This is a genomic window from Klebsiella pneumoniae subsp. pneumoniae HS11286 (genome assembly GCF_000240185.1).
GTDB classification, from domain to species: Bacteria; Pseudomonadota; Gammaproteobacteria; order Enterobacterales; family Enterobacteriaceae; genus Klebsiella; species Klebsiella pneumoniae.
In genome coordinates, this window is record NC_016845.1 from 1129928 (window position 1) to 1149002 (window position 19075).

The window sequence follows — 19075 nt, forward strand, 5'->3', positions numbered from 1 at the left end:
TTCCTGCCCGGCAGGAAGGAAAGCGGCGCTTAGCGCTGCGCTTCGCCGCCGAGCCCTTCCACCAGGCTTTGGATCAGGGCAGCCAGCTCGCCGGTCATTAAGATAAAGTCGGCGTCAAAGCGCTGGGCGAAATCTTCCCGATCGATATCTTCGTTTTGGTCGCGCAGTTCATCGCAGAACTTGAGGCGCTTAATTGACGCGTCGTCGCAGATCACAAACTGAATACGCTGCTGCCAGTCCAGCGCCAGCTTGGTGACGACCTTCCCGGCCTCAATGTGTACAGCGATTTCGTCGCTAACCAGATCCTGCTTCTTGGCGCGGATCACGCCGCCATCTTCCAGCATCGCTTTCAGCTCGGCTTCGTCCAGCAGCTGGAAGCCCTGCGCCACGGTGCCGGAGCGGACCCACTCGGTCAGCGTTAGCTCAATCGGATTCTCCAGGGTCAGCGGCACCACCGGCAGCGAGCCGAGGGTTTTACGCAGCAGGGCCAGAGTATCTTCCGCTTTCTTCGCGCTGGCGCAGTCGACCATGATCAGGCCGTTGACGGTGTCGATCCACATCATTGTCTGGCTGAAGCGGCTGAAGGCGCGCGGCAGTAGCGAGTGCAGCACTTCATCTTTCAGGGAATCTTTCTCGGTCTTCTTCAGCTTGCGCCCCTGATCGGCTTCCAGCTTCTGGATCTTTGCCTCCAGCGCCTGCTTAATCACCGGCGACGGCAGGATCTTCTCTTCTTTACGCGCGCAGATAATGATCTGGCCGTTTGCCGTATGCGTCAGCGCGTCGCTGTGCGATCCCATCGGCGACACCCAACCGGTTTTCGCCATATCCTGGCTGCCACAAGGGGTAAATGTCAGCTCGGCCAGCTGTTTTTCCATCTCCTCGGCGCGCAATTCGATATCGCGGCTGAGACGGTAAACCATTAAATTTTTGAACCACAGCATGATAATTTCCACGGCTTTGTCGTTAAATCAGGCGGGCATGATAGCGAATTGTCGCTATGCTTGCATTGTTAATCGGGGTGAGGAGCTGAGCGTGCGTATTGGTATTGATTTAGGTGGAACAAAAACCGAAGTGATAGCCCTGAGCGACCAGGGAGAGCAGCTGTTTCGCCACCGGTTACCCACGCCGCGGGAGGACTACCGGCAAACCATCGAGACCATCGCCACCCTGGTGGCGATGGCCGAGCAGGCGACCGGACAGCAGGGTACCGTGGGGATGGGCATTCCTGGCTCAATTTCGCCTTATACCGGGGTGGTGAAAAACGCCAACTCGACCTGGCTCAACGGCCAGCCCTTTGATAAGGACCTCAGCCTGCGCCTTGAGCGGGAAGTCCGGCTGGCTAACGATGCCAACTGTCTGGCGGTGTCGGAAGCGGTGGACGGCGCGGCGGCGGGGGCGCAAACGGTATTCGCGGTGATTATCGGCACCGGCTGCGGCGCCGGGGTGGCGCTCAACGGGCGGGCGCATATCGGCGGCAATGGTAACGCTGGCGAATGGGGACATAACCCATTGCCGTGGATGAACGACGATGAGCTGCGCTACCGTGCGGAAGTCCCTTGCTACTGCGGCAAACAGGGGTGTATCGAAACCTTTATCTCCGGCACCGGTTTCGCCACCGACTATCAGCGGCTGAGCGGCAAAGGGTTAACCGGCAGCGAGATTATGCGCCTGGTGGGAGAAGGTGACGAAAAGGCTGAACTGGCGCTGAGCCGCTATGAACAGCGGCTGGCGAAATCGCTGGCCCACGTGGTGAATATCCTCGACCCGGACGTTATCGTGCTGGGCGGCGGGATGAGCAACGTCGAACGGCTGTATCAGACGGTGCCGGACCTGGTGAAGCAGTGGGTCTTCGGCGGCGAGTGTGAAACGCCGATCCGCAAAGCGATGCACGGCGACTCCAGCGGGGTACGCGGCGCGGCCTGGCTGTGGCCGCTCCAGGGGACCTGAACCGCTTCCCCGCCCCCTAACCCTCTCCCTCGGGAGAGGGTTAGGGGGCGGGGACATCGCCATAATTCAGACCTCACTCCACCGCAAACGCTTTGTCCAGCCGGCTATAGCCCAGGCCGTTAATCTTCTTCACTTTGATCTGCACCGGAATGCGGTCTTTCATCGCCTCCACGTGGCTGATCACCCCGATAATCTTACCGCTGGCGTTAAGGGCATCCAGGGCGTCCAGCGCCGTGTCCAGCGTTTCGCTGTCGAGGGTGCCGAAGCCTTCATCAAGAAACAGGGAGTCAATCCGCGTCTTATGGCTCACCAGGTCTGACAGCGCCAGGGCCAGCGCCAGGCTGACGAGGAAACTTTCGCCGCCGGAGAGGGTGCGGGTGTCGCGCACGGCGTCGGCCTGCCAGGTATCGACAACCTCCAGCTCCAGCGCCTCGCTGGCCTTGCGCTGTAGCAGATAGCGGCCATGCAGGCGGTTGAGCTGCTGGTTTGCCAGCCAGACCAGATTATCCAGCGTCAGCCCCTGGGCGAATTTGCGGAACCGGTCGCCGGTGCTGGAGCCGATCAGCGAATTGAGATAGCCCCAGTCGTCCGCCAGCTGCGCCGCCTCTGCAATCTGCTGCCCCAGCGCCTGCTGCTGTTGACGGCTCTCTGCGTCCTGCCTGAGCTGCTGGCGGATCTCACCCTGGCGGGTAGTGTTATCCCGCAGCCGCTGGGCCAGGGCGTGCAGCTGGGTTTGCAGGGTGGGGACGTCAGCGTCCACCCCTTGCGGACGCAGCGCCAGGTGCGCCTCATGTTGCCGGGTCGCCTGCTCGCAGAGCGCGGCCGCCTGCTGAAGCTGCTGCTCCAGCGTCTGTTTTAACTGCGTCAGCCGCTGGGCGGTCTCGTCATCCAGCAGCGCGGCGAGGAACGCCTCCCGATCGCTAAAGCGGCTGGCGGCCAGGGCGGAGGTGAATTGCGCCTGCGACTGGTCCAGACGCGCCTTTTCCTGGGTTTCCTGCTGCTGCTGGGCGACAAGCTGGCTGTGCAGCGACAGGCATTCCTCGTGGATTTCGCGCCAGTTGTCCGGGATGGCCGACTCAGCTTCAACCTCTGTCTCGTCGCTGGTCGGCAGCGTCTCCAGCAGTGGCCGCAGAGCAGCGATTTGCTGCTGAATGGCATCATGTTGGGTCTGTTGCGCCTGCCACTGGGCAAATTCGCTTTCGCGAGCGTGCAGCCAGGCGGCTTCTGTCCCTTCTGCCGGCAGGCTCAGGGCTAGGGCCTGCAGGGCGCTTTCCAGTCCCTGGCGCGTGGCCGCCAGCTGCTGCTCGGCCTGGCGCTCCAGCGCCTGCTGATCGTTAAGCTGACTCTGCAACATCAGGCGCTGGCTGAGCTGATAGAGCTGCTGCTCGTAGCGCTCCTGCTCCTGCATCCAGTCGTTTATCTCTTGCGCAATATCCCGCGTGATGTGCAGAGAGGCGCAGGTCTCCTGCCACGCTTTAGTAAGCGCTTGCTCTTCCTCTGCGAGCCGCCCGGCCGCTTCGGTGTCACGCTGAAGCTGTTGCGTCAGGGCCTTGACCTGCCCGAGGATCAGCAGGCCTTCTTCTTTCAGCGCGGCGACCTCCTTTTCCAGCGCATCGCGGCGGCGCTGATTATCCGTGAGCGTCAACGAGGCGTATTGTTCAATCGCCGGGTGTTCACAGGCGCCGCACAGCGGACAGGGCTTTCCCGCCTCGAGCCGGTCGCGGTAGCTTTCCAGGTCTTTAATCGTTTCTTCCCGCTGGCAGAGCGCCTTCAGGTCGAGATAGTGCTGGTTTTTGTCTTTATATTGTTCCCGGCGCAGCGTCAGGGTAGCGTTAAGTTTTACCTGCTCCGCTTGCGCCTGCTGGACGCTGTCGGCGTTCTGGCGCAGACGCTTGCGCAGCAGCTGATGCTGTTCATGCAGGGAGAGCAGGCGCTGGCGCAGCGGCCGCGATTGGGTTTGCTGTTCTATCGCTGCGGCAACGTCATCCGCGCTCAGGGTGAGAGGGCTGGCTGGCAGCGTGGCCAGCTTCTGGCGTAGCGCGGCCAGGCGGGTGCTCTGAGCCGTTAGCTGTTGTTTATCCCGCGTCAGTTGCGAGAATTGCGCTCGCCAGCCGGCGATCTCCTGACCCCATAAGCGGAAACGCTCATGGGCGGCCAGCCACTGCGCCAGATCGGCCAGTTCAGCCTGACGCTGCTGCTGAGCGCGCAAGGCGCCCTGGCGGATGCGCGCGCGCAGCGCCGTGCTGGCAAGTAAGCGAGCATTTACTTCACTGATCCGCTGCCGGGTTTGCGCCAGGCCTGCCGTCTGCTCCTGCTGGCGCTCCCACAGGGGACGCAGTTGGGCGGCGGGCTGGGCCAGCTCAAGCTTCGCCAGCGCCGGGGCGGCGTCCGCCAGCGCCTGGCGGGCCTGCTGCTGCCGGGTGGCGGCCTGCTGCTGCTGCTGCGCCAGCTCGTCGCGGCGGGTCAGCCACTGAAGCTGCTGCTGCTGGCTCTGCTGCTGGGCCAGCAGGGCTTTTTCTTCGTCAGTAAGTACCTGCAAACTTTCCTGCAGCGCCTGCTGCTGGGCCTCCGTCAACAGGACGATGCCCGCCGCCTGGGCTTCGAACTTCTCCAGCGCGTGGCGAGCGGCTTTGTGCTGTTCGTAGACCATGGCTGAAATCTGGCCGTAGATTTCCGTGCCGGTCAGCTCCTCCAGCAGCTCCGCGCGATCGCTCGGCTTCGCGTTCAGGAAGGCGGCAAATTGCCCCTGGGAAAGCAGCATCGAGCGGGTGAAGCGACCATAGTCGAGGCCGGTAAGCGTCGCGGTTTGCTCCAGCTTGTCCGAGACTTTATCGGCGAGGATTTTGCCGTCAGCGCAGCGCGCCAGCTCGACGCGGGGCGCCTGCAGATTGCCATCCGGCTGGTTACGGGCCCGGTTCTGGCTCCAGAAAGCGCGGTAGGCGATGCCTTTTACTTCAAACTCGACTTCCGCCAGACACTCGGCGGTATCGCGGGTCATCAGGTCGTTTTGCGACTGGGAGACTTTATTCAGGCGCGGCGTTTCATGATAGAGCGCCAGGCAAATGGCGTCGAGCAGCGTGGTTTTCCCGGCCCCGGTGGCGCCGGTAATGGCGAACAGGCCATTGCTGGCGAACGGCTCGGCGGTAAAGTCTATCTTCCATTCCCCTTTCAGGGAGTTGAGGTTTTTCAGACGCAGACTGAGGATTTTCATACGTTTTCGTCCTCCGCGGTGAGCGTATGCACCGTATGGGCGAACAGCTCATGCAGCCGGGCGCGCTTCATATCGTCAATTTCGGTCAGCGCCAGCCGGCGCTCGAATACCTCCTCCACCTTCAGTTCACTGAGCGTCTCCCGCTGGGCGTTGAGCAGTATTTTCTCGCGCTGCTCGCGGCTGCGGCGCACCAGCAGCACTTCCACCGGCAGATCCTCCGTCAGCGCCTGAATATGCCGCTGAATATCGTGCAGATAGTCCTCGGTGGTGATTTCGATATCCAGCCACACCGGCGGGTCCTGCTCGACGCCGCGCCACTGCTCCAGCTGGGCGGTGATGGCGGCCAGATCGCCTTTGATTACCGCCAGAGGCTGGGTCACGGGCACCTCCAGGGTTTCCACGGCGCTAAGTCGCCCCTCGCTAAAGCTCACCAGATGCACCGATTTCGCTTTGCCGGTTTCATCGAAGCTCAGCGGCAGCGGCGAGCCGCTGTAGCGGATATGCTCGCAGCCGCCGACCATCTGCGCCCGGTGAATATGGCCCAGCGCAATGTAGTCGGCAGGGGGGAAGTGTTGCGCCGGAAAGGCATCCAGTGTGCCGATGTAAATGTCGCGGACGGCATCGCTTTTGCTGGCGCCGACGGTGGTCAGATGGCCGCTGGCAATGATGGGCAGCGGCCGATCGCCGCGCAGCGCGCAGGCCTGCTGATACTGCTCCTGATAATAGTCGCTGATGGCGTGCAGCAGCAGCTGCTGTTTTTCCCGACCGGAGTGACCGGCCTGGCTGGTCACCAGCTCGCGCGGGCGTAAAAACGGCACCGGACAGAAGATGGCGCCCGGCGTGCCGTCGCGCAGCGGCAGCTCAATCGGCGCGTAGCCGGCGTTCGCCACCACGGTGGTGTGTAAAAAGGCGAGGATATCGCGGGATTCATTGAGCATCGCCACCGAGTCGTGGTTGCCCGCCAGCACCACCAGGCGACAGCCGGTCTGCTGCAACTGGACGACGAAACGGTTATACAGTTCGCGGGCGTAGCTCGGCGGCGAGCCGGTATCAAAAATATCGCCAGCCACGATAATGGCGTCGACTTCATGCTCCTGCGCGCGGTCCAGTAGCCAGGTAAGAAAAGCGTCGTGTTCGGCCGCGCGGCTTTTGCTGTAAAAATTCTGGCCCAGGTGCCAGTCGGAGGTGTGAAGGAGGCGCATAAATCTTCCCTAGCGAAAAAAGCATGGGCGGCAGTATACCACTTGTTAGTGAGGGGTAAGTCCGCGTCGTGCTTCAAAATACCCGATCATCAGACGGTCATTTTTTTCATAAATCTGTCACAAAAGTGACGCATAATGACGCCGCACTTCTATACTGATGGCTAAAAAAAACAGGGTAAATAATGGCGAGAAGAATTCTGGTCGTTGAAGATGAAGCTCCAATCCGCGAAATGGTCTGCTTTGTTCTGGAGCAAAATGGCTTTCAGCCTGTCGAAGCGGAAGATTATGACAGCGCGGTGAATCAACTCAATGAACCCTGGCCTGATTTGATTCTCCTGGACTGGATGCTGCCGGGCGGTTCGGGGCTGCAGTTTATTAAACTGCTCAAGCGCGAGGCGATGACGCGGGATATTCCGGTAGTGATGCTGACCGCGCGTGGAGAAGAAGAGGATCGCGTTCGCGGCCTGGAGACCGGCGCGGATGACTACATCACCAAGCCTTTCTCTCCGAAAGAGCTGGTGGCGCGAATCAAAGCGGTGATGCGCCGTATTTCACCGATGGCGGTGGAAGAGGTGATCGAAATGCAGGGGCTGAGCCTCGACCCTTCATCGCACCGGGTAATGACCGGCGACAGTCCGCTGGATATGGGACCGACGGAATTTAAATTATTGCACTTCTTTATGACCCATCCGGAGCGGGTGTACAGCCGCGAACAGCTGCTGAACCACGTCTGGGGGACCAACGTTTATGTGGAAGACCGCACGGTGGACGTCCATATTCGCCGCCTGCGCAAAGCGCTGGAACACAGTGGCCATGATCGTATGGTGCAAACGGTTCGCGGCACGGGGTATCGTTTCTCCGCCCGTTTCTGAATTTTGACAGGAGTGTGACCCGTGCTGGAACGGCTGTCATGGAAAAGGCTGGCGCTGGAGCTCTTTTTAGCGTGTATTCCGGCCCTGATTCTGGGGGCGTTTGTGGGTCATCTGCCGTGGTTTTTACTGGCGGCAGTGACCGGTTTGCTGATCTGGCATTTCTGGAATTTGATGCGCCTGTCGTGGTGGCTGTGGGTGGACCGGAGCATGACTCCTCCGCCTGGCCGCGGCAGTTGGGAGCCGCTGCTGTATGGTCTGCACCAGATGCAGATGCGTAATAAAAAGCGTCGGCGCGAGCTGGGAAGCCTGATTAAACGCTTTCGCAGCGGGGCGGAATCGTTACCGGATGCGGTCGTCCTGACCACGGAAGAGGGGGCTATTTTCTGGTGTAATGGCCTGGCGCAGCAGATTCTAAACCTGCGCTGGCCGGACGACAGTGGCCAAAACATTCTTAACCTTCTGCGCTATCCTGAGTTCGCCAACTATCTGAAACAGCGCGATTTTTCAAAGCCGCTCAATCTGGTGCTGAATAACGCCCGTCATCTGGAAATTCGCGTGATGCCCTACAGCGACAAGCAGTGGCTGATGGTGGCGCGCGACGTGACGCAGATGCATCAGCTGGAAGGGGCGCGGCGGAACTTTTTCGCCAACGTCAGCCATGAGTTGCGCACCCCACTGACGGTGCTGCAGGGCTATCTGGAGATGATGCAGGAGCAGGTGCTGGAGGGGGCGACCCGAGAAAAAGCCCTGCACACCATGCGGGAGCAAACTCAGCGTATGGAAGGTCTGGTGAAGCAGCTGCTGACGCTGTCGCGTATTGAAGCCGCGCCGGCGCTGGCGATGAATGATCGCATCGACGTGCCGATGATGCTGCGGGTGGTGGAGCGCGAGGCGCAAACTCTCAGCCAGGAGAAACAGACGCTGATCTTCACCGTCGATGAGCAGCTCAAGGTGCTGGGTAATGAGGAGCAGCTGCGCAGCGCCATCTCCAACCTGGTCTATAACGCGGTGAACCACACCCCGCCGGGGACCGAAATTCGCGTCAGCTGGCAGCGAACCCCGCAGGGAGCGCTGTTCAGCGTCGAGGATAACGGGCCAGGCATTGCGCCGGAGCATATTCCCCGTCTGACCGAGCGTTTTTATCGGGTGGATAAAGCCCGTTCCCGGCAAACGGGGGGCAGTGGCCTGGGACTGGCGATCGTCAAACACGCGGTTAACCATCATGACAGCCGGCTGGAAATCGACAGCACGGTGGGCAAGGGAACCCGCTTTAGCTTCCTGCTCCCGGAACGATTAATTGCCAAAAATGACGCCTGATCGACGCGCTGTCAGTTTATCTTGCCAATGACCAGCTTCAGCTGGTCATTTTCATTGGCAGTCGTTTTTTCTCGCCTATTTAATGAGCGTGCGCTGCTTTTTTGTTCGCATGATAAGCCACGGGTTTTCTATCAATATGGTAAATGATTCTGGTGTGAAAGACATAACCAGCATAATCATCTGCTTTTGCGATCGTGCCTTGCTTTAAAACGTTATAAGCGTTTAAATTGCGCCTGCGCAGTCGATGACAGACTGCTTTTGCGTGGTAATACCAAAAACAATTCTTTCCCACGCCGCTTCGGGAGCATATCTCGCTGAGTTTACCGGCAATGGCCGCTGTATCGTCCCTGAGAGGGGAGCGCGGTATTTTTCCATTTTTTTACAACACCACATCCACAGGCAGTAATGAATTTATGACCCATCAGTTAAAATCTCGCGACATCATAGCGTTGGGCTTTATGACCTTCGCGTTGTTCGTTGGCGCAGGCAACATTATTTTCCCTCCGATGGTTGGTTTACAGGCGGGCGAGCACGTCTGGACGGCGGCGATCGGCTTCCTGATCACTGCGGTGGGTCTGCCGGTGCTGACGGTGGTGGCGCTGGCGAAAGTCGGCGGCGGCGTTGAAAGCCTGAGCACCCCGATTGGTAAAGTGGCCGGTATCCTGCTGGCGGTGGTGTGCTATCTCGCGGTAGGACCGCTGTTCGCGACGCCGCGTACCGCGACCGTCTCCTTTGAGGTCGGTATTGCGCCGCTGACCGGCGACGGCCCGCTGCCGCTGCTGATCTACAGCGTTATTTACTTCGCGCTGGTGATTCTGGTCTCCCTCTATCCGGGCAAACTGCTGGACACCGTGGGCAATTTCCTTGCGCCGCTGAAAATTATCGCCCTGATTGTGCTGGCGGTCGCCGCCATCATCTGGCCAGCGGGCCCGATCAGCGACGCGCTGGAAGCGTATCGTACGGCGCCATTCTCCAATGGCTTCGTCAACGGCTACCTGACCATGGATACCCTCGGCGCGATGGTGTTCGGCATCGTGATTGTTAATGCCGCTCGCTCACGCGGCGTCAGCGAAGCGCGTCTGTTGACCCGCTATACCGTCTGGGCTGGTCTGATGGCGGGCGTCGGCCTGACCCTGCTGTATCTGGCGCTGTTCCGTCTGGGCTCTGACAGCGCTACTCTCGTGGATCAGTCCGCCAACGGCGCGGCGATCCTCCATGCCTACGTGCAGCACACCTTCGGCGGGGCGGGCAGTTTCCTGCTGGCGGCGCTGATCTTCATCGCTTGCCTGGTGACGGCGGTGGGCCTGACCTGCGCCTGCGCTGAGTTCTTTGCCCAGTATCTGCCGTTCTCCTATCGCACGCTGGTCTTTGTTCTCGGCCTGTTCTCCATGGCGGTCTCCAATTTGGGCCTTAGCCATCTGATCCAGGTATCGATTCCGGTGCTGACCGCTATCTATCCGCCGTGTATCGCACTGGTTGTATTAAGCTTTACCCGCAGTTGGTGGCATAATTCGTCCCGCGTTATCGCGCCGGCCATGTTTATCAGCCTGATGTTTGGTATCATTGACGGGATTAAGTCATCGGCATTTGCCGCGATTCTGCCGGACTGGACCGCGCGTCTGCCGCTGGCGGAGCAGGGCCTGGCCTGGCTGATGCCCACCGCCGTGATGACCATTCTCGCGGTGATCTGGGATCGCGCAGTCGGACGTCAGGTGACTTCCAGCGCGCATTAACCGGCGGTGAGGACAAGCGTTTAACCACGGGACTTCGGGTTCCGTGGTTTTTTATTTTTTGTGTTAAACGGCATTGAAAAACCACGATGGAAAGTAGTAACAAGCTTAAGCGCGGGCTAAGCACCCGGCACATTCGCTTTATGGCCCTGGGTTCCGCCATCGGCACCGGGCTTTTTTACGGCTCGGCCGACGCCATTAAAATGGCCGGACCCAGCGTACTGTTGGCCTACATTATCGGCGGCGTCGCGGCATATATCATTATGCGGGCGCTCGGTGAGATGTCGGTGCATAACCCTGCCGCCAGCTCATTCTCCCGCTATGCCCAGGAAAACCTCGGCGGACTGGCGGGCTATATCACCGGCTGGACCTACTGCTTTGAAATCCTGATCGTCGCCATCGCCGACGTTACCGCCTTCGGCATCTACATGGGCGTCTGGTTCCCGACGGTGCCGCACTGGATCTGGGTGCTCAGCGTGGTGCTGATCATCTGCGCCGTCAACCTGATGAGCGTCAAGGTGTTTGGCGAGCTGGAGTTCTGGTTCTCGTTCTTCAAAGTGGCCACCATTATCATCATGATCCTCGCCGGGTTCGGCATCATTATCTGGGGGATCGGCAACGGCGGCCAGCCGACGGGGATTCATAACCTGTGGAGCAACGGCGGCTTCTTCAGCAACGGCTGGCTGGGAATGGTTATGTCGCTGCAGATGGTGATGTTCGCTTACGGCGGCATCGAAATCATCGGCATTACCGCCGGTGAGGCGAAGGACCCGGAGAAATCCATTCCGCGCGCAATCAACTCGGTGCCGATGCGCATTCTGGTGTTCTACGTCGGCACGCTGTTCGTCATTATGTCCATCTACCCGTGGAATCAGGTGGGAACCGACGGCAGCCCCTTCGTCCTGACCTTCCAGCATCTGGGCATTACCTTCGCGGCCAGTATTCTTAACTTCGTGGTCCTGACGGCTTCGCTGTCGGCGATTAACTCCGACGTGTTCGGCGTGGGCCGTATGCTGCACGGCATGGCTGAGCAGGGCAGCGCGCCGAAGGTGTTCGCTAAAACGTCGCGTCGCGGTATTCCGTGGGTGACGGTGATGGTGATGACCATTGCGCTGCTGTTTGCGGTATACCTAAATTACATCATGCCGGAGAACGTTTTCCTGGTGATCGCCTCCCTGGCCACCTTCGCCACGGTGTGGGTGTGGATTATGATCCTGCTGTCACAGATAGCCTTCCGCCGCCGTCTGTCGCCCGAAGAGGTTAAGGCGCTGAAATTCAAAGTCCCTGGCGGGGTGGTGACCACGGTGATCGGCCTGCTGTTCCTGGCCTTTATTATCGCCCTTATCGGCTATCATCCGGACACCCGCATCTCGCTGTACGTCGGTATGGCGTGGATTGCGCTGTTGCTGCTCGGCTGGGTCTTTAAGACCCGCCGTGAGCGCCGCCTGGCGCAGGCTCAGTAATCGACATCGCCCCGGTCAGCATCGCGCGGCCGGGGCGGCTTGCGGTCCCGCGTCCTCCCCCGTTATCCTCCCCCAAAAAGTTCTGAGATGATGAGTTCTGCGCCCGGCGGCTATGGCAAGGTGTGCCCATTCTGCACAATGAGGATTCACGATGTTGAAGGCATGGCACCTTCCGGTTGCACCCTTTATCAAGGTGCAACAGGACCGACTGTTTATTACTCTGTGGTTAAGCGGTGAGTCGCTGCCGCAGCGGATCACGCTGCGCGCGGAAGAGGATAACGAAGAGCTGTCGCTGCCGATGCAGCGGCTCCGCCAGGCGCCGCAGCCAGGCGTGGTGGCATGGCGCGGCGAAATCTCTCTCGCCAGCGGCCAGCCGCGCCGCCGCTACAGCTTTAAGCTGCTGTGGGCCGACCATCAGCGCTGGTTTACGCCACAAGGCTTCACCCGATTCCCGCCGGCCCGACTGGAGCAGTTCGCCATTGACCTGCCGGACGCCGGCCCGCAGTGGGTGGCCGATCAGGTGTTCTATCAAATTTTCCCCGATCGCTTTGCCCGCAGCGCCGCGCGTGACGCCGACCAGGATGCGGTCTATTACCATCACGCGGCGGGACGGGAGATTGTGCGCAAGGCGTGGGACGACCCGCTTACCGGCGAGGCGGGCGGGTCGACGTTCTACGGCGGGGATCTCGACGGCATCAGCGAAAAACTTCCCTACCTGAAGCAGCTCGGCGTAACCGCTCTGTATCTGAATCCGGTTTTCGCCGCCCCCAGCGTGCATAAATACGATACCGAGGATTATCGGCGCGTCGATCCGCAGTTTGGCGGCGACGCGGCGCTGCTCCGGCTGCGCCACAACACCCAGCGGGCGGGAATGCGCATGATCCTCGACGGCGTGTTCAACCATACCGGCGATTCCCATCCCTGGTTCGACCGTCACCAGCAGGGCAGCGGCGGCGCCGGCCACGATCCGGACTCCCCGTGGCGCGACTGGTTTACCTTCTCAGAGGAGGGGCAGGCGCACAACTGGCTGGGCTATGCCAGTCTGCCGAAGCTCGACTATCGGTCGACCAGCCTGGTCAACGAGATCTATGCCGGTGAAGACAGTATCGTACGCCACTGGCTGAAGGCGCCATGGAGCATGGACGGCTGGCGTCTTGACGTGGTGCATATGCTGGGCGAAGGCGGCGGGGCGCGGAATAACCTGCAGCATATCGCCGGCATTACCCAGGCAGCGAAGCAAGCGCAGCCGGAAGCTTTTGTCTTTGGCGAACATTTTGGCGACGCGCGCCAGTGGCTGCAGGCGGATGCCGAAGACGCGGCGATGAACTATCGTGGCTTCACCTTCCCGATCTGGGGATTCCTCGCCAATACCGATATCTCTTACGATCCGCAGAAAATAGACGCCCAGACCTGTATGGCGTGGATGGATAATTATCGCGCCGGGCTGTCGCATCAGCAGCAGCTGCGGATGTTCAACCAGCTCGACAGCCATGATACGGCGCGTTTTAAATCTCTTCTTGGCAAAGACGTAGCGCGCCTGCCGCTGGCGGTGGTGTGGCTGTTCAGCTGGCCGGGGGTACCGTGCATCTACTATGGCGACGAGGTGGGCGTGGATGGCAATAACGATCCGTTCTGCCGCAAACCGTTCCCGTGGGATCCGGCGCTGCAGGATACCCAGCTGCTGGCGTTGTATCAGCGGATGGCGAAACTGCGTAAGGCCCACCAGGCGCTGCGCTACGGCGGCTGTCAGGTGATTTACGCCGAGGATAACGTGGTGGTGTTTGTCCGCGTCTACAAACAGCAGCGGGTGCTGGTGGTGATTAACCGCGGGGAAGCCTGCGAGGTGGTTATCGAAGATTCCCCGCTGCTGAACGTGGCCGGGTGGACGCTGCAGGAGGGCGCCGGCGCCTTCCAGGACGGGGTGCTGACCCTCCCGGCCATCTCCGCCAACGTCTGGTCCGGCCGTTAATGGTAGAGCTGGCTCAGCAGGTCGCCGCGGAGGAGCGCCTCCCGCCACCAGCGCTGAGCCAGCCCATCATTCCCGCTGCGCCAGGCCATATAGGTAATATCCTTTTCCCGCCAGCAGGCGACGCTTTTCTCCACCAGACTGCCTTTTACCAGCCACGGGCGAGCGATATGGCGCGGCAGAAAGCCGCAGCCCAGCCCGGCGCACAATAGTTCGACTTTACTGGCGAAATCATCGACGCCGATTTGCGGCTGCTCGTCGAGGAGATTGCTGTTGAGCGGATGGCAATAGCGGGCGCTGTCGCGGATCACGATGGCCCGATGCTGGCTGAGCTGTTTATTGGCCAGTGGCTCCTTCGCCTGAGCCAGCGGGTGATGGGGGGCGACGACGAAGATGTTATCCAACGCGCCGAGGGTTTGCCATGACCACTCCGCGGATGTGGGCGGCTCATTGATGGCGCCGAGGATAATATCCGCCCCATGATGGGTCAGCTCTTCCCACGAACCGGCGAGGGTGTGATGGCTGAAGTTCAGTCGCGTCTGTGGGTTTTGCGCGTAAAACTCGGCGATCAGCGGCAGCAGGGCCGAAAAGGGAAATGAGGCGTCAAGGGCGATGGCTAGCTCTCGCTCCCAGCCCGCGCTCAGCTGCTGGGCCTGCTTTTCCAGATCTCTGGCGGCACTTAAAAGCTGTCGCCCCTTCTCCAGCATCAGCCGCCCGGTATCGGTAAATTTTGCCCGATGGCCGGAACGATCCAACAGCACGATGTTCAGATCGCTCTCCAGTTTCTGGATCATATAGCTCAGAGCGGCGGGGGTTTTATACAGCGACTCCGCGGCGGTGGCGAAGGATCCGTGGCGGTCAAGGGCATCAAGGATCATCAAAACATCAAAGTTTACGCGCATATGAAGCTATCCATTAATTTGTTTTCTCTGTTGTACCTAAGCGCAATAATCAAAGCCAGTGAATAAATCAGAACAGTTTGGCGTAAAAATTTGATTAAAACAGGCGTGAATAAATCCTGGTCGCGGCAAAAAATATAAACCATAAAAAATCCTTAATAACTTGTTAGAAATAACTGGCTATACTCACCATGCTTTATCAGTCAGGATCCACACGACGCATTAATCATCATGTCATCTTTTTAACTAATTGATTAAGAAGGTATTTAATGTCTATTCGTGAACTGCTCGATCCCACTAATTCCGCGCTTATCTTTATTGACCATCAGCCGCAAATGTCCTTTGGCGTGGCGAATATCGATCGCCAGACCCTGAAAAATAACACCGTGGCGCTGGCAAAAGCGGGCAAAATTTTTAATGTACCGGTGATTTATACCTCCGTAGAGACCAAAAGCTTTAGCGGCTATATCTGGCCGGAATTATTGGCCGTGCATCCTGACGTCAAGCCGATTGAACGTACCTCCATGAACTCCTGGGAAGACGATGCGTTTGTGGCAGCGGTGAAAGCGACCGGCCGTAAAAAGCTGGTGATCTCCGCTCTGTGGACCGAAGTCTGCCTGACCTTCCCGGCGTTGATGGCGCTGGAGGCGGGCTACGAGGTCTATGTAGTGACGGATACCTCCGGCGGCACCTCTGTCGACGCCCATGAGCGGTCTATTGACCGGATGGTGCAGGCGGGGGCGGTGCCGGTGACCTGGCAGCAGGTGCTGCTGGAGTACCAGCGCGACTGGTCGCGCAAAGCGACCTACGATGCGGTAATGGACCTGGTGCGCGAACACAGCGGCGCCTACGGGATGGGCGTCGATTACGCTTATACCATGGTGCATGGCGCGCCGGAGCGTAAAGCGTAAATCACTCCATCCTTCAGGCTGCTGCGTTGTTGGCTGCGTTTGTCCGTCCCCAGCTACTGAATTTATTCAAGTTCACGGGGACGTGCCCGCCTGCCGCTTCAACGCAGCATGAAGGATGTTGTGTCAGATCATTTATGGAGAGTGGCAGGAGAAAACCGGCCATTTCCCTGAAGCAAGGAACTCGTCATGGCGCAGCAAAAATCGGTGACCCTGGTTATCAGCCATCTGCTCGATCCGCAACACAGCCAGCGCTACGAAGAGTGGCTCGGTAAAATTATGCCCATTGCGGCAGAATTTCCCGGCCATCTTGGGGCGAATGTGATCCGGCCCGCCGCAGGGCAGAATCTGTGGAGCGTCATAATCCGCTTCGATACCCTGGAGCACCTCTACGCCTGGACGCAGTCGGAAACCCGTCGGCAACTGGTGGCTGAGATTGCCCCACTGCTGACGGAAGGCGATCGGACTGAGGTGCGGACTGAACCGGCCTTCTGGTTTACCCCGCCGACGGTGAACGTACGCCAGCCGCGGCGCTGGAAACAGTTTCTGATCACCCTGCTGGTGATTTTCCCCAGCACCAACCTGGTGCCTGCGGTGACCGGCATGCTGCTGCCGTCGCTTAAGGGGAGCCTGCTGCTGCACCTCATCAATGATGCCTGCGTGGTTGCGCTGGTGGTCTGGTTCTGGATGCCCATCGTGACCCGCCTGTTTGCTGGCTGGTTGAAGAAAAACTGAGTCAGCCTCCTCAAGGAGTGCGTTATGTCGCAAACTGCCACACTGATTCTGACCCACGGTCAGATTCATACCCTCGATCGTGCGAATCCCCTGGCGGAAGCCGTGGCCATCGCCGACGGAAAAATTGTTGCCACCGGAAGTCACGATCGGATCATGAGCTTTGCCGCCGAGGGGACGCAAATCGTCGATCTCAAAGGGCATACGGTGATCCCGGGCCTCAACGATTCTCACCTGCACCTGATCCGCGGTGGGTTGAACTACAACCTTGAGCTCCGCTGGGAGGGCGTCCCCTCGCTGGCGGATGCCCTGCGAATGCTGAAGGATCAGGCGGATCGCACGCCGTCCCCGCAGTGGGTGCGGGTGGTCGGCGGCTGGAGCGAATTTCAGTTCGCCGAGCGGCGGATGCCGACCCTGGAAGAGCTGAACGAGGCGGCGCCTGATACGCCGGTGTTTGTGCTCCATCTCTACGATCGCGCGCTGTTGAACCGTGCGGCGCTGAAAGCCGTGGGATATACCAAAGAGACGCCGGATCCGGCGGGCGGCGAGATCGTCCGCGATAGCCACGGCAACCCGACCGGGATGCTGATCGCCAAACCGAACGCCATGATCCTTTACGCTACGCTGGCCAAGGGGCCGAAGCTGCCGCTGGATCTGCAGGTGAACTCCACCCGTCAATTTATGCGCGAGCTGAACCGACTGGGGCTGACCAGCGCCATAGACGCCGGCGGCGGCTTCCAGAACTATCCGGAAGATTACGAAATTATCGAACAGCTGCACGCGAAAGATCAGATGACCGTGCGCATCGCCTACAACCTGTTTACTCAGCGGCCGAAGCAGGAGCTGGAGGATTTCGAACGCTGGACCGACATGCTGAAGCCGGGGCAGGGGACTGACTTCTATCGCGCCAACGGCGCCGGCGAGATGCTGGTATTTTCGGCGGCGGATTTTGAAGATTTCCTGCAGCCGCGGCCGGATCTGCCGCAAGGCATGGAGGATGAGCTGGAGCGGGTGGTACGCCATCTGGTGGAGCATCGCTGGCCGTTCCGCCTGCATGCCACCTACGATGAGTCCATCAGCCGGATGCTGGACGTGTTTGAGAAGGTGAACCGCGATATCCCGTTTAATGGCCTGCACTGGTTCTTCGATCATGCCGAGACCATTACCGAGCGTAACATTGAGCGGGTGAAGGCGCTGGGGGGCGGTATTGCGGTGCAGCATCGGATGGCCTTCCAGGGCGAATATTTTGTCGATCGCTACGGCAAAGAGGCGGTGAAACATACCCCGCCGGTAGCAAAGATGCTGGCGCTGGACGTGCCGGTGGGGCTGGGCACCGATGCGACCCGCGTCGCCAGCTATAACCCGTGGACCGCGCTGTACTGGCTGGTCTCCGGGCGCACCGTTGGCGGGATGGCGATGTATGACGACGCCAACCGCCTGCCGCGCGATGTCGCGCTGGAGCTGTGGACGGCGGGCAGCGCCTGGTTCTCCAGCGAGCAGGGCAAGAAAGGCCGTCTGGCCGCCGGTCAGCTTGCCGATCTGGTGGTGCTGTCGAAAGACTACTTCAGCGTCGCGGAAGAGGAGATCAAAGGCATTGAGTCGGTGCTGACGGTGGTTGACGGCAAAGTGGTGTACGCCGCCGGTCACTTCTCGCCGCTGGCGCCGCCGCCTATTCCGGTGCTGCCGGAGTGGTCGCCGGTGGTGAAGGTCCCGGGCCATTACCGTTCCGCTCCGCCGGCGACGGCTAAAATCGGCGCCATGGTGCAGATGCACCAGTGCTGCGGTAGCTGTGGCGTCCACGGCCATCAGCATGATATTGCGCGTAAGTCGTCGATTCCGGTCTCTGACGAGCAGGCCTTCTGGGGCGTGCTGGGCTGTTCCTGCTTTGCCTTTTGATACCTGACGCCACCGCCCCGGCAGCGTCGGGGCGGTGGTTTCAGCCGCAGGCCCGGTGTCAATAGCGCTGCTCTGAGCCAAAGAGCGCCATGCGGCGGGCAATCATCTCGCGTACCGGCTGCAGTCCCTGGGCGATGACTTTCCGCGGATCGTTCACATCGTGTCCGGTGTCGGCGGCGAAAATTGCTTTCACCTGTTGGCACCAGGCGTACATATTTTCGGTATTAACGTTAATCTTGGCGGTGCCGCAGGCAATCGCCCGGCGCATATCCTCATCGGCAATACCGGTGCCGCCATGCAGCACCAGCGGAACCTTCACCTGCTCGGCAATGGCTTTCATCTCGGTAAATCCCAGTCGGGCTTTACCTTTATACAGACCATGGGTGGAGCCCAGCGCGGCGGCGAGGCAATCCACCTGGGTTTCTGTCACCAGGGTGTAGCACTCCTGGGGATCGGCGTAGATGACTTCGGAATTGACAATGCCGTCTTCACTGCCGGCGATGGTCCCCAGTTCGGCCTCCACAGAGATACCTTTGCTGTGGGCCAGCGTCACCAGGTGGCGGGTAATGGCCAGGTTTTCCCTGAACGGCAGATGCGAGCCATCAAACATAATGGAACTGAAGCCGGCGGCGATCGCCGCTTCGCAGGCCTCCCGGGAGGTGCCATGATCCAGATGCAGCGCCACCGGAACATCAATATGCAAATACTCCATGGCGTTAACCACAATGTCATGAATACATTTTAACCCGAGCATATGCTTAACCGTGCCGCCGGACACCCCCAAAATAACCGGTGAGCGGCACTGCTGGGCGGTGCTTAATACGGCGCCGACCCATTCCAGATTATTAATGTTGAACTGACCGACGGCGTAGCCGTCCCGCAGGGCATGCTGAAGCATGTCCTTCATCGACACTAACATATTCACCTCTTGA

Annotated in this window: 14 protein-coding genes; 9 read left to right on the forward strand and 5 right to left on the reverse strand. The window is 59.9% G+C overall.

The features are described from left to right. Positions 1-29: 29 nt before the first annotated feature. Entirely contained in the window at positions 30-941 is a 912-nt protein-coding gene (locus KPHS_10740) for a recombination associated protein (protein ID YP_005225374.1), read from the reverse strand. A gap of 91 nt (positions 942-1032) precedes the next feature. Here KPHS_10740 and KPHS_10750 point away from each other — a divergent pair, with 91 nt between their 5' ends. After that, positions 1033-1947, forward strand: a complete 915-nt coding sequence (locus KPHS_10750; RefSeq protein YP_005225375.1) for a putative NAGC-like transcriptional regulator — start codon at positions 1033-1035, stop codon at positions 1945-1947. Positions 1948-2020: 73 nt separating this feature from the next. Here the strand turns inward: KPHS_10750 and KPHS_10760 are convergent, their stop codons facing one another. Together KPHS_10760 and KPHS_10770 are read right to left on the reverse strand one after the other, a co-directional pair. After that, positions 2021-5158 carry an ATP-dependent dsDNA exonuclease gene (locus KPHS_10760; RefSeq protein YP_005225376.1) on the reverse strand — a complete coding sequence of 1046 codons (3138 nt, stop codon included), beginning with the start codon at positions 5156-5158 and terminating at the stop codon, positions 2021-2023. Further along, the gene (locus tag KPHS_10770) at positions 5155-6360 is read right to left on the reverse strand and encodes an ATP-dependent dsDNA exonuclease (RefSeq protein YP_005225377.1); all 1206 of its coding nucleotides are present in this window, start codon (positions 6358-6360) and stop codon (positions 5155-5157) included. The genes KPHS_10760 and KPHS_10770 overlap by 4 nt, the downstream gene beginning before the upstream one ends. Positions 6361-6542: 182 nt before the next feature. Between KPHS_10770 and KPHS_10780 the strand changes: the two genes are divergently transcribed. The 5 genes from KPHS_10780 to KPHS_10820 all read left to right on the forward strand — a co-directional run bounded on the left by KPHS_10780 (position 6543) and on the right by KPHS_10820 (position 13711). Further along, complete coding sequence (locus KPHS_10780) at positions 6543-7232, forward strand: transcriptional regulator PhoB (protein ID YP_005225378.1); 690 nt, start codon at positions 6543-6545, stop codon at positions 7230-7232. A 21-nt stretch (positions 7233-7253) separates the two neighbouring features. After that, the gene (locus tag KPHS_10790; RefSeq protein ID YP_005225379.1) at positions 7254-8549 is read left to right on the forward strand and encodes a positive and negative sensor protein for pho regulon; all 1296 of its coding nucleotides are present in this window, start codon (positions 7254-7256) and stop codon (positions 8547-8549) included. A gap of 413 nt (positions 8550-8962) precedes the next feature. Next, complete coding sequence (locus KPHS_10800) at positions 8963-10282, forward strand: branched chain amino acid transport system II carrier protein (protein ID YP_005225380.1); 1320 nt, start codon at positions 8963-8965, stop codon at positions 10280-10282. A gap of 86 nt (positions 10283-10368) precedes the next feature. Further along, entirely contained in the window at positions 10369-11742 is a 1374-nt protein-coding gene (locus KPHS_10810; protein ID YP_005225381.1) for a proline permease, read from the forward strand. 151 nt (positions 11743-11893) lie between these two features. Next, positions 11894-13711, forward strand: a complete 1818-nt coding sequence (locus KPHS_10820; protein ID YP_005225382.1) for a maltodextrin glucosidase — start codon at positions 11894-11896, stop codon at positions 13709-13711. Here KPHS_10820 and KPHS_10830 read toward each other — a convergent pair. Further along, positions 13708-14610 (reverse strand): putative LysR-family transcriptional regulator, encoded by a 903-nt coding sequence (locus KPHS_10830; RefSeq protein YP_005225383.1) that lies wholly within the window; start codon positions 14608-14610, stop codon positions 13708-13710. The genes KPHS_10820 and KPHS_10830 overlap by 4 nt on opposite strands. 266 nt (positions 14611-14876) lie before the next feature. Here KPHS_10830 and KPHS_10840 point away from each other — a divergent pair, with 266 nt between their 5' ends. From KPHS_10840 to KPHS_10860, 3 genes are all read left to right on the forward strand, one after another. Then, positions 14877-15518: a putative cysteine hydrolase gene (locus tag KPHS_10840; protein YP_005225384.1), complete on the forward strand. Its 642-nt coding sequence runs from the start codon at positions 14877-14879 to the stop codon at positions 15516-15518. 186 nt (positions 15519-15704) lie between these two features. Continuing rightward, positions 15705-16250: a putative transport protein gene (locus KPHS_10850; RefSeq protein YP_005225385.1), complete on the forward strand. Its 546-nt coding sequence runs from the start codon at positions 15705-15707 to the stop codon at positions 16248-16250. 24 nt (positions 16251-16274) lie between these two features. After that, positions 16275-18143 (forward strand): amidohydrolase, encoded by a 1869-nt coding sequence (locus KPHS_10860; RefSeq protein YP_005225386.1) that lies wholly within the window; start codon positions 16275-16277, stop codon positions 18141-18143. A 58-nt stretch (positions 18144-18201) separates the two neighbouring features. On the opposite strand, the gene KPHS_10870 is transcribed toward KPHS_10860, so the two are convergent. After that, positions 18202-19056, reverse strand: a complete 855-nt coding sequence (locus KPHS_10870) for a putative fructose-1,6-bisphosphate aldolase type II (protein ID YP_005225387.1) — start codon at positions 19054-19056, stop codon at positions 18202-18204. Positions 19057-19075: the final 19 nt, after the last annotated feature.